Source organism: uncultured Enorma sp. (genome assembly GCA_905210055.1).
Taxonomy (GTDB): Bacteria; Actinomycetota; Coriobacteriia; order Coriobacteriales; family Coriobacteriaceae; genus Enorma.
In genome coordinates this window covers 1-11,498 of the sequence record CAJLVH010000050.1, presented here as the reverse complement: position 1 = coordinate 11,498, position 11,498 = coordinate 1, and the positions used below count along the sequence as shown (strand labels likewise).

Genomic DNA, 11,498 nt, shown 5'->3' with positions numbered 1-11,498 from the left:
CCCCCCCGGCTGGGGAGTGGCTCGCCGCCGCGATCGACGACGACAAGGAGGCTGGCGCGCTGTTCGGCCTCACGCATACGCTCTGGGTGGCGACGGGCGAGGCGCTGCTCTCCTTCGAGGAGCCCGATGCATCCGGCACGCCCGCGCCCGAGCTCGCCGCTATCGCTTCGGCGCATGGTATCGATTGCGCGACCGGCGTCATCCCCGGTGTGCTCAGTCGCCTCTTTGCCGCGGGGCGCATCGCGTCGAGCGACATGAAGGCGCTCATGCACGAGCTCTCGCCGGTCGATTCCACCGAGGTGGCGCTGCTCGACCCGCTGTCGATCGATCCGGCGCGAATCTTCGATACGACGGTCGCGGCGTATCTGCTCGACTCCGTGCGCTCGGATTTCGACGATGCCTACCTCGCCGATGCCTACCTGCATACCGCGCTGCCCGCTTCGGTAGGTGAGGAAGGTGCCGGTGCCGATGCGCCCTCGTTGGCGGCGCGCGGTGTCGTCGTGGCGCGCGCGGTTGTGGAGCCGCTCATGCGCGCGCTCGAGGAGCAGGGCGCGGCTGGGGTGTTCCGCGATATCGAGATGCCGCTCGTGGGTGTGCTTGCCGCCATGGAGCGCACGGGCATGTACGTCGAGCCCGACCGCCTCGCCGCGCTCTCCACCGAACTCGGTGCACAGATCGACGAGCTTGCTGCCCGCATCCGCGAGCTCGCAGGCGACGAGACCTTCAACATCTCGAGTCCTATGCAGCTCAGCCATATCCTATTCGACGTGATGGGCCTTCCCACCAAGGGGCTCAAGAAGACGCATCGCGGCTATTACTCCACGAACGCCCGTGTACTGGAGGAGCTTGCGCACGACCACGAGATCGTGCGGCTCATCCTTGAGTATCGCGAGAAGACGAAGATCAAGTCGACATACCTCGATACGTTGGGACCCTTAGCGCGGGAGATGCGTGACGCGCGCGTCCACACCACCTACAACCAGACCATCACCGCCACCGGGCGCCTCTCTTCGTCTAACCCCAACTTGCAGAACATCCCCACGCGCTCTGCGTTGGGGCATACGGTCAAAACGGCATTTTCCGTGGCGCCGGGAAGCGTTTTTTTGGCTGCGGATTATTCGCAGATCGAGCTCAGACTGCTCGCCCACCTGTCTGCCGACGAGCACCTGGTTGCCGCCTTCAACGAGGGCGAGGATTTCCATGCCGAGACGGCGGCTCGCGTATTCGGCGTACCCGTCGACGAGGTCACCCCGCAGCTGCGCAGCCGAGCGAAGGCTGTGAACTTCGGTATCGTGTATGGCCAGCAAGCCTACGGCCTCTCGCAGTCGCTTGACATTCCCATGGGCGAGGCGCAGTCGATGATTGATGCATATTTCCGCGCGTATCCCGGTGTGCGCACATTCCTCGATCGTACCGTCGCGGAGGCGAAGGCGCGCGGCTATGCCGAGACGATGTTCGGACGTCGTCGTCCCATCCCCGAGCTCAAGATGCGCATTCCCGCGCAGCGGAGTTTCGGCGAGCGCACGGCTATGAACCATCCCATGCAGGGGAGCGCCGCGGACATCATCAAGATCGCCATGAACCGCGTGGCGCGACGCCTGCGCGACGAGGGTTTCCGTGCGCGGTTGATCTTGCAGGTGCACGACGAGCTCGATTTCGAGTGCCCCAAAGACGAGGTTGAGGCACTCAGCGCCATGGTGCGCGAGGAGATGGAGGGCGTAGTGGAGCTCAAGGTGCCGCTCATCGCCGAGGTCTCCGTGGGTGAGACCTGGGCAGACGCTAAGTGAATCATTCGGGGCGGGTTTCAATGAGTCGTTCAGTGCGAATCTAGGGGTTGGGTTCATTGTCTCGCTCAGCGCGCTTCCCCCAAGGCACGTTCGCGCTCATCGCAACGCGTCTCATGTTCTACTTGGGCGTGCAGGCGGCGTATTTCATCGGTATCGTCGGCGTGCTCACCTACGAGCTCAAGGCGAGCACCATGGCGCTTGCCGCGGCGGTCGGTATTTTCAACCTCTGCATCATCGTGGCGAACGCCTGCGGTGGAACCCTGCTCGACGTGAAGGGGCCGCGCGTCCATACGGCAGCGACGGTTGCCGTCGTCGTCGCATCGTGCTTGGTGTACCAGATTGTCGAAGTCTCGGTCGTGAGCGTTCTGGCCATGAGCGCTGCCTTTGGATTCTCATGCGGTATGGGATTCCCGTACCTCACTGCCTACCCTGCGTACCTTACCCATCGCTCGGGCGAGCTGCAGCAGGTGAACGCTCTGCTTTCGGTCGCGTCGAACGCCGCGGTTGCGGTGGGGCCGGCCATAGGTGGCATCATCGCCTCGGTGTTCCCGGCGCAGCGCGTGTTCGTGTTCCCCGCTGTGCTCGGCGTGGCGGCGATCGTTCCCGCCGCGGCGCTGCTCAAGCAGATCGCTGCCACGGGCATGCGTAGCCTGCATGGTCTTGAGGACGCGTCATCTGTGTATGCAAACGAGGGCATGCAGGGCGATGCCGGCGAAGCCGCGGCCAGCGTCCCGACGGTAGAGAAGGGGACGTTTGGGGATTCCGTGCGCACGGTGATGGGGTCGTCGGTGCTTTCGCTGCTCTTTTGGGGCGGAGTCCTAGCGTATGCAGGATACGGTGCGTTCGATCCGCTCGAATCGCTCTATTATCGAGACGTGCTGCATGTGGGCATCGCCTGGATGGGATGGTTGTCGAGCGCTGCCGGTGTGGGAAGCTTCGCGGGCGCCATGCTATCGCTGCGTGTGCCCAACTCGTGGGTGAACGTTCGCACGTTGCTCTTGCTCATCGCCCTGCAAGGTGCGGCGTGCCTGCTCTATGTGGGGACTCCGTTCGTCATCTGCGCCCTTGCGGGGCAGGTGCTTTTGGGTTGTGCGTTCGGCATGATCACGCCCTTGCAGAACACGCTCGTGCAGATGCGCGCACCCAAGCACCTCTTGGGGCGCGTGAACTCCGTGATGAACGCAGGGTTCAACGGCGCTGGTGTGATTCCGCTCTTCGCGGCTCCCGTGCTGGCGGATATGTTCGGCGTGCAAGCGGTTCTGTTAGGGGCGAGCGCGTTCGTCCTCATCGTGCCCATCGTATGCCTTGCACTTCGCCGCGACGCTTCGGCGTAACACTTTGGGCGCGTCACTTTGGGGACGGGTACGTTCGTGTCGTTTTCGACACTTTGGGGACAGGTACGTTTGTGACGAAAACGACACGAACGTACCCGTCCCCAAAGTGACGCGGTGTCCGTTCACCATTTCGAAATATTATTCATTGTGAAAAACTTTAGCTTGGCAAAGCGCCTTGTCCTCGGGTAGGATACCCCCTAACGCGCGACGGTCGCCGCTTCGCTGCTACCGTTCGCGGAATTTCGATTGCAGGGCTTGGTTGGAGTTTCTAGTGCAGAACGCGATGGCGACATATGAGGGCATGGCCGCGGTGGCCATGGTGCCCGGCGCATGCGCCATCGACGCTCAGAACCGACGCCAGCGTGCAATCTCCCGACGACGATAATCGGTCGTCTCTGTCTGCGCATCTCGCGCACTTCCCAGAGTCCCGATAAGGTTCGTCGTCGTTTCCCCTCCGGGATATGCCGCCCATGCCATCGCGTGCCCATGTTGCGCGCCGTCGTAGAAGCAAGGCCGGCTTCCGGAACATCCTCGACATACGCATTCCCTTTGACGGGCTCGTCCGCACCGCATCCACTTGAAAGGACGAACCATGAGCACGGAATCCATGAACAGCGCCAAGGAAAAGGTCGTACTCGCGTACTCCGGCGGCCTCGACACGTCGGTCTGCGTAAAGTGGCTCCAGGATGAGCTTGGCTACGACGTCATCTGCGTGCTGGGCAACGTCGGCCAGGAGCACGACGGTCTCGAGAAGATCGAGGCAAAGGCCAAGGCGCTCGGCGTGGTGGCCTGCGAGGTCGTGGACATGCGTGAGGAGTTCGCGAACGAGTACCTCACCTGCGCCATCGCCGCGAACGCCATGTACGAGAACAAGTACCCGCTGCTCTCCGCCCTTTCGCGCCCGCTCATCTCGAAGCATCTCGTCGACGCCGCGCACAAGTACGGCGCGACGGCGGTTGCGCACGGCTGCACCGGCAAGGGCAACGACCAGGTGCGTTTCGAGACCTCGATCATGGCGCTCGATCCTACGCTCAAGGTCATCGCGCCCGTGCGCGAATGGGATCTGGGTATGCGCCCGGACGAGATCGCCTACGCGAAGGCGCACGGCGTGCCGGTGCCGGTGAGCCTCGACAAGCCCTATTCCATCGACGATAACCTCTGGGGTCGCGCCATCGAGGCCGGTGTGCTCGAGGATCCGTGGAACGAGCCGCCCGAGGACATCTGGACGATGACCGTGAACCCACTCGAGGCGCCCGACGAGCCCACCTACGTGGAGCTCGGCTTCGAAGCTGGCGTGCCGGTAAGCCTGAATGGCGAGAAGATGGGTCTTGTCGAGCTCGTGGATAAGGTGAACGGTATCGCCGGTGCCGCGGGCTTCGGACGCATCGATATGATCGAGAACCGCTACGTGGGCATCAAGAGCCGCGAGTGCTATGAGGTGCCGGCCGGTCTTGCCATCATCCAGGCGCACAAGGCGCTCGAAGACCTGTGCCTCGAGCGCGACGTGTTGCACTATAAGCTCGGCCTCGAGCAGACGTGGGCGGATCAGGTCTACAACGGCCGTTGGTTCAGCCCGCTCAAGCTCGCGCTCGATGCCTTCATGGGAGCCACGCAGGCTACGCTCACCGGCGAGATCAAGCTCAAGTTCTATAAGGGCTCGTGCGTGGTCGTCGGCCGCAAGAGCGCAGCTGCCCTCTACGACCAGCAGCTCGCCACCTACGACAACGACGATGCGTTCGATCAGCAGGCGGCGAAAGGCTTCATCGACATCCAGGCGCTTTCCATCAAAACTTGGGCGATGAAGCAGGCGCAGCTCGAGCAGGCGCATGCCGTGGCCTTCGGCGGTGCCGCCGCGTTCGACGTGGTCGACGGCGGTGCGGTTGAGCTTTCCGCTGCGGCGTCGCTGTAGCGCCCGGTAAGAGCTCCAAGACGCTCTGAACGGTCAACTTTCAAGTTATTCGCGGGAAAGACGGGATACAGCATCCATGGCATTGTGGGACGGTAGGTTCGAAGAGGGTGCAGCGCTCTCGACGCAGGCGTTTGGCGCGTCGCTGCCGGTCGATAAGGCGTTGTACAAGCAAGATATCGCGGGGTCGCGAGCGCATGCGCGGATGCTCGCCGCGCAGGGGATCATCTCCGAGGAAGACGCCGAAGCCATCTGCGACGGGCTCGAGAATATCGAGCACGACATCGATGCCGGCAACTTCACGTTCGATATCGCGGATGAGGACATCCACATGGCGATCGAGGCCGAGCTTACGCGGCGCATCGGCGAGGCCGGCGGTCGCCTGCACACCGGGCGCTCGCGGAACGACCAGGTTGCGACCGATACGCGCCTTGCGGCGAAGGCGCTCACCAAGAACCTTATGCAGGCGAACCTTGACCTGCGCGCGGCGCTTCTTCATGCCGCCGATCAAGCGGGCGCGACGGTGCTTCCCGGCATGACGCACCTTCAGCATGCTCAACCGGTGCTTTTCGCGCATCATCTGCTTGCCTATGTATGGATGCTCACGCGTGACTTCACGCGCCTCTCCGCCGCATTCGACGCGGCGGATGCCTCGCCGCTCGGTGCGGCGGCGCTCGCAGGCACTACGTATCCCCTCGACCGCCAGATGACGGCGCACCGGCTAGGCTTCACGCGCGTGATCGAGAACTCGCTCGACGCTGTGAGCGACCGCGATTTCCTGCTCGATCTTGAATACGCATGCAGCGTCATGGCCGTGCATCTCTCGCGGCTTTCGGAAGAGATCGTGCTGTGGTCAAGCCAGGAGTTCGGCTTTATCACGCTTTCGGATGCGTACTCCACGGGCTCGTCCATCATGCCACAGAAGAAAAATCCCGATTTCGCCGAACTTATCCGCGGCAAGACGGGGCGCGTGGTGGGCGACCTCGTGCAGCTGCTTGTGACGATGAAGGGTTTGCCGCTCGCCTATAACAAGGACATGCAGGAGGACAAGGAGGGTGCGCTCGACGCGGCGCATACGCTCGAGCAGTGCCTTGCCGTTATGGCGGGCATGGTGTCCACCTGGGTCGTCAACGCGGACCGCATGCGCGCATCCATGGAGCGCGGGCACCTCGCCGCGACGGACGTGGCCGATTACCTTGCTAAACGCGGTATGCCGTTCCGCGAGGCGCACGCGGTGGTGGGACATCTTGTGTTGGAGGCAGAAAAAGCCGGCTGTGATATTTCCGAGCTGCCGCTCGCGACGTTTCGGGCGGCGAGCGAGCTGTTCGACGCGGATATCACCGGGGCATTCGACCTCGATGCGATCGTCGCGGCGCGCACCACCGAGGGCGGTACGGCACCTGCGGCTGTGGCGGAACAGCTGCGTCGCGCCCAAGCACGCTACCTCGTGGACGAGAACGCCGTGAAGCTGCTATCACCTGTGGTCGAGATGGGCTGCCTGTAAGGGCGGAGCCATTGGGGACGGGGGATTTTGGCTGGTGAGGCTGATGTGAAATTACCCCGGACGTTTCATAGCCCCGCCCCTCCGCAGTCTACTGCTCCGAGCTCACGTAGCTTTCGTCGACGGTGATTTTCGTGAACGTCTTCGGGTAGTGGTCGCGCACAATCTCGTCGATGCGCCGCTTGAGCTGGGTGTCGCTGATCTCGAGCCCGTGTGGGCGCACGCAGTCGAAGATGACGTTCGTGTGCGTGGGGCCGGGGACGCAGCGCAGGTCATGGATGGTGAGGCGCGGATCGATGATCTTCACCGCCTGGCTGATCCAGTTGCGCATGTCTGCGACGGTGGGGTCGTCCGTCACGATGGGGTCGTAGTGCAGCGTGACGATGAGGCCGTCCTGCGTTTTGAAGTCTTGCTCGATGTTGTCGATGAGGTCGTGGCTCTCCATGGGGTCCGCTTCGGCGGCCATCTCCACGTGCGCGCTCGCGAACTGACGCCCGGGGCCGTAGTCGTGCACCATGAGGTCGTGGGTGCCAAGCACGCCGGGATAGCTCATGATCTTGTCGTGGATGTGGCCGACGAGTTCTGCGCTCGGCGCCTGACCGAGGAGCGGGCTGATGGTCTCGCCCAAGAGCTGCACGCCGCTCACGCAGATGAAAAGCCCCACCGCGGCGCCCGCCCAACCGTCGAGCTCGACGCCCGTCACATGTGAGATACAGGCGCAGATGAGCACCGCGCCCGTGCTGATGACGTCGTTGCGCGAGTCCACCGCCGTCGCGGCGAGCGTGTCGGAATCGATGCGCCGGCCGAGCGTGCGGTTGAACGCCGCCATCCACAGCTTCACGAGGATGGAGAGTACGAGCACCGCCACGAGCGCAGCGGAGAACTCCGTGGGCTCGGGTGCGAGGATCTTTTGGAAGGACGACCAGGTGAGGTTGATGCCGATGGCGAGTACGAGCGCCGCGACCACGAGGCCGGCGAGGTACTCATAGCGGCCATGTCCATAGGGGTGCTCCGGGTCTGCAGGGCGGCTCGCCAGCTTGAAGCCCAGAAGGCTCACGATGTTCGACGCCGCGTCGGAGAGGTTATTCACCGCGTCTGCCACGATCGAGACCGAACCCGAGATGAGGCCGATCGCGCCCTTGCCCAGGCATAGCAGGATGTTGCAGATGATCCCGACGATGCCTGCGAACTGGCCGTAGCGCGTGCGCACGGCGGGATTCGAGGTATCGGAGGCGTCTTTGACGAAATGTCGCACCAGCCAGTCGATCATCGAGATGCCACCTTCCAAGATGAAGCCGGTGATTCCAAAGCACCCATTGTAGGCCGTTTTCGTTGAAATCCCTAGGGTGATTTCGCGCGTTCCGCCCCTCCGCTTTTCCGTGACGTCGACCTTTTCCGCCAGAATATGGAATCAAGAAGATGAAAGTGGCGGAAAATGTCGACGTGGCGCCTGGGGGGTGGTGTGCGGGAGATGAGGGACTCTGCTGAGGCGGCGTACAAGACGGGCGCCCACCGTCTTGCTTCGCCACAACATGTTGGTCAAGAGCGAATCTCTGAAGTTTTTCCGTGCCCCCTGGCGCGTGCTTTCGCAGAACGTGTGGATTTCTGCGAACGGTTTGGGACAGGGGTCTCACATTCTTCGCTGGTAGGGAACGCGCGCCCGCGCAAGCAGATTCAGACGGCAACCAAGCGTTAATGTGATTCGGAATCAGCACAATTCTCTGAGCTGCAAAAACACAATATGTAGTGGTATGCAGAAAAAAATCCACAGAATATGGGGTGATTTCTCGCGTACTATGAAACGGCAGAATAATTTGACAGACGTTCAACAAACGCGAAAGGCATACCATGAAGATCATCAAGCGCAACGGCACCGAAGTCGCTTTCGACATCACCAAAATCGAGAACGCCATCCGTGGCGCCAACGGCGATGTCCAGGAGACCGACCGCCTTACCGAGCGCCAGGTGGTCTACGCCGCGCAGAACGTCGCGGATGCGTGTGAGAACGCCGGCCACACGGTCTCCGTGGAGGAGATCCAGGACCTCGTGGAAGACGAGCTCATGAAGCTCGATAAGTTCGAGGTCGCGCGCAAGTACATCATCTACCGCTATGTGCAGAGCCTGAAGCGCCAGAAGAACACCACCGACGACAAGATTCTTTCGCTCATCGAGTGCAACAACGAAGAGGTCAAGCAGGAGAACTCCAACAAGAACCCCACGGTGAACTCCGTGCAGCGCGATTACATGGCGGGAGAGGTATCGAAGGACCTCACGCAGCGCGTGCTCTTGCCGGCGGACGTGGTCGAGGCGCACAACGAGGGCATCATCCACTTCCATGATTCGGACTACTTCGCCCAGCACATGCACAACTGCGACCTCGTGAACCTCGAGGACATGCTGCAGAACGGCACCGTCATCTCGGGCACCATGATCGAGCGCCCGCACAGCTTCTCCACTGCGTGCAACATCGCTACGCAGATCATCGCGCAGGTAGCGAGCTGCCAGTACGGCGGCCAGTCCATCTCGCTCACGCACCTGGCGCCCTTCGTCGAGGTGAGCCGGCAGAAGATTCGCCGCCAGGTCGAGCGCGAGCTTTCCGAGCTCGGCTTCGAGGCGCCTGCGGAGAAGGTTTCCGAAGTCGTTGAGGAGCGCCTGCGTGACGAGATCCGCCGCGGCGTGCAGACCATCCAATACCAGGTCGTGACCCTCATGACCACGAACGGCCAGGCACCGTTCGTGACGGTGTACATGTGCCTGGGCGAGGCGCGCAGCGAGGCGGAGAAGCGCGATCTGGCGCTTATCATCGAGGAGACGCTCCGCCAGCGCTACGAGGGCGTGAAGAACGAGGCGGGCGTGTGGATTACCCCGGCGTTCCCCAAGCTCATCTACGTGCTCGACGAGGACAACGTCTACGAGGGGAGCCCCTACTTCTACCTCACGCAGCTTGCGGCGAAGTGCACCGCCAAGCGCATGGTGCCAGATTACATCTCCGCGAAGAAGATGCGCGAGCTCAAGCTTTCGAAGGGCGAGAAGCCGGGCGAGGGCGACGTCTACACCTGCATGGGATGCCGCAGCTTCCTCACGCCGGACCGTTCGGGCAACGGCTTCGACAACGTGGCGCGCGCCAAGAACTACGAGCCGGGCAAGCCGAAGTACTACGGCCGCTTCAACCAGGGCGTCGTGACGATCAACCTCGTGGACGTGGCCTGCTCTTCGGGGCGCGACGAGGCGAGGTTCTGGGAGCTCTTCGACGAGCGCCTCGAGCTCTGCCACAGGGCGCTGCGCTGCCGTCACGAGCGCCTCAAGGGCACGCTTTCCGACGCCGCGCCGATTCTGTGGCAGTACGGTGCGCTCGCACGCCTTAACAAGGGTGAGACCATCGACAAGCTGCTCTATGGCGGCTATTCGACCATCTCGCTCGGCTATGCCGGCCTCTACGAGTGCGTGAAGTACATGAAGGGCGTGAGCCACACCGACGAACACGGCAAGGATTTCGCGCTCGCCGTCATGCAGCGCATGAACGATAAGTGCGCCGAGTGGAAGGCTGCCGAGGACATCGACTACTCGCTCTACGGCACGCCGCTCGAGTCCACGACGTACAAGTTCGCGAAGTGCTTGCAGCGCCGCTTCGGCATCATCCCGGGCGTGACGGACAAGGGCTACATCACGAACAGCTACCACGTGCACGTGAGCGAGGAGATCGACGCCTTCGATAAGCTCAAGTTCGAGAGCGAGTTCCAGGCGCTTTCGCCCGGCGGCGCCATCTCGTACGTCGAGGTGCCCAACATGCAGGATAACCTTAAGGCTGTCATCCGCGTCATGCAGTACATCTACGAGAACATCATGTACGCGGAGCTCAACACCAAGAGCGACTACTGCCAGGTGTGCGGCTACGACGGCGAGATCCGCATCGTCGAGGACGACGGCAAGCTCGTGTGGGAGTGCCCGAACTGCGGGAACCGCGACCAGGAGAAGATGAACGTTGCACGCCGTACCTGCGGCTATATCGGAACCCAGTTCTGGAACCAGGGTCGCACGGAGGAGATTCGCGACCGCGTGCTGCACCTGTAAAGCAACCGATCGGGGTGGCGACGCACCCTATCACTCCGTGCTCAAACAGCGCTGCGTGAACTGCGCGCGGAACGATAGGGTGCCCCGCCGCCCCTTGCGCTTCCTTTGCCGCGAGCACGACGATTGCCCAAAGGCCGGCCGCATCGCTCCGCCCGCAGTTCCGCAGGCAAGCGAAGCGAAGCCGAGGACTGTTTGAGGACGGAGCGATGCAGCCGGCCTCTTGAGGGAAAGCCATGAATTACGCTGAGATTAAGTATTCCGATATCGCCAACGGCGAGGGCGTGCGCACGTCGCTGTTTGTCTCTGGGTGTCGTCGCGGGTGCCCGGGGTGCTTCAATTCCGGTGCGTGGAGCTTTGCTGCCGGCGAGCCCTTCACACGCGAGGTCGAAGACGAGATCATCGCGAGCCTCGATCATCCGTTCTGCGACGGGCTTACGGTGCTCGGCGGCGAGCCCATGGAACCCGAGAACCAGCGCGGCCTCGTGGACTTTCTCGAGCGCGTGCGCGAACGGTTCCCGCGGGGGGAGGGTGCGCCGGGTGCTGCCGCGGGCACGTCCAGCGTCGCCGCCAAGACCATCTGGTGCTTCACGGGAGATACACTCGATGAACTCATGCCGGGTGGACGACATCACACCGAGGTGACGGATCGTTTGCTCGCTTGCGTCGATATCCTCGTCGACGGTCCGTGGGTGCAAGAGCTCTACGATATCTCGCTGCGCTTTCGCGGTTCATCGAACCAGCGGGTTATCGATATGAATGCCACGCGTGTCGAGGCTGCCCGCCGCGGTTGCTCGCCTGCCGATGCCGTCTGCCTGTGGCGGGACGAGCAGGTGTATGCAACGCATTCCATGTAAATCCGCCATTGGGGACGGGGGTTATTGGCTGGTGGAATCTTCTGC

Annotated in this window: 7 protein-coding genes; 6 read left to right on the top strand and 1 reads right to left on the bottom strand. The window is 62.6% G+C overall.

Going from position 1 to position 11,498, the window contains the following annotated elements; translation table 11 throughout:
• From QZ079_RS04785 to argH, 4 genes are all read left to right on the top strand, one after another.
• Positions 1 to 1,787 (top strand): DNA polymerase (locus tag QZ079_RS04785; protein ID WP_297035767.1); only part of this gene is annotated, 1,787 nt, incomplete at its 5' end.
• A gap of 113 nt (positions 1,788 to 1,900) precedes the next feature.
• Entirely contained in the window at positions 1,901 to 3,121 is a 1,221-nt protein-coding gene (locus QZ079_RS04780; RefSeq protein ID WP_297035764.1) for an MFS transporter, read from the top strand.
• A 607-nt stretch (positions 3,122 to 3,728) separates the two neighbouring features.
• Entirely contained in the window at positions 3,729 to 5,030 is a 1,302-nt protein-coding gene (locus tag QZ079_RS04775; RefSeq protein ID WP_297035771.1) for an argininosuccinate synthase, read from the top strand.
• 76 nt (positions 5,031 to 5,106) lie between these two features.
• A complete protein-coding gene (argH, locus tag QZ079_RS04770) occupies positions 5,107 to 6,531 on the top strand; it encodes an argininosuccinate lyase (protein WP_297035759.1) in 1,425 nt (474 codons plus the stop codon).
• Positions 6,532 to 6,619: 88 nt separating this feature from the next.
• Here argH and QZ079_RS04765 read toward each other — a convergent pair whose 3' ends face one another.
• Positions 6,620 to 7,798, bottom strand: a complete 1,179-nt coding sequence (locus QZ079_RS04765) for a cation diffusion facilitator family transporter (RefSeq protein WP_297035756.1) — start codon at positions 7,796 to 7,798, stop codon at positions 6,620 to 6,622.
• Positions 7,799 to 8,376: 578 nt separating this feature from the next.
• Between QZ079_RS04765 and nrdD the strand changes: the two genes are divergently transcribed.
• Both nrdD and QZ079_RS04755 read left to right on the top strand, forming a co-directional pair.
• Positions 8,377 to 10,599, top strand: coding sequence for an anaerobic ribonucleoside-triphosphate reductase (nrdD, locus tag QZ079_RS04760; RefSeq protein ID WP_297035753.1), 2,223 nt, complete (start codon positions 8,377 to 8,379; stop codon positions 10,597 to 10,599).
• A gap of 233 nt (positions 10,600 to 10,832) precedes the next feature.
• Positions 10,833 to 11,453 (top strand): 4Fe-4S single cluster domain-containing protein, encoded by a 621-nt coding sequence (locus tag QZ079_RS04755; protein WP_297035749.1) that lies wholly within the window; start codon positions 10,833 to 10,835, stop codon positions 11,451 to 11,453.
• Positions 11,454 to 11,498: the final 45 nt, after the last annotated feature.

Coding starts and splice junctions, on each gene's coding strand:
- QZ079_RS04780 (WP_297035764.1), top strand. CDS start 1,901: ATGTTCTACTTGGGCGTGCAGGCGGCGTATTTCATCGGTATCGTCGGC.
- QZ079_RS04775 (WP_297035771.1), top strand. CDS start 3,729: ATGAACAGCGCCAAGGAAAAGGTCGTACTCGCGTACTCCGGCGGCCTC.
- argH (WP_297035759.1), top strand. CDS start 5,107: ATGGCATTGTGGGACGGTAGGTTCGAAGAGGGTGCAGCGCTCTCGACG.
- QZ079_RS04765 (WP_297035756.1), bottom strand. CDS start 7,798: ATGATCGACTGGCTGGTGCGACATTTCGTCAAAGACGCCTCCGATACC.
- nrdD (WP_297035753.1), top strand. CDS start 8,377: ATGAAGATCATCAAGCGCAACGGCACCGAAGTCGCTTTCGACATCACC.
- QZ079_RS04755 (WP_297035749.1), top strand. CDS start 10,833: ATGAATTACGCTGAGATTAAGTATTCCGATATCGCCAACGGCGAGGGC.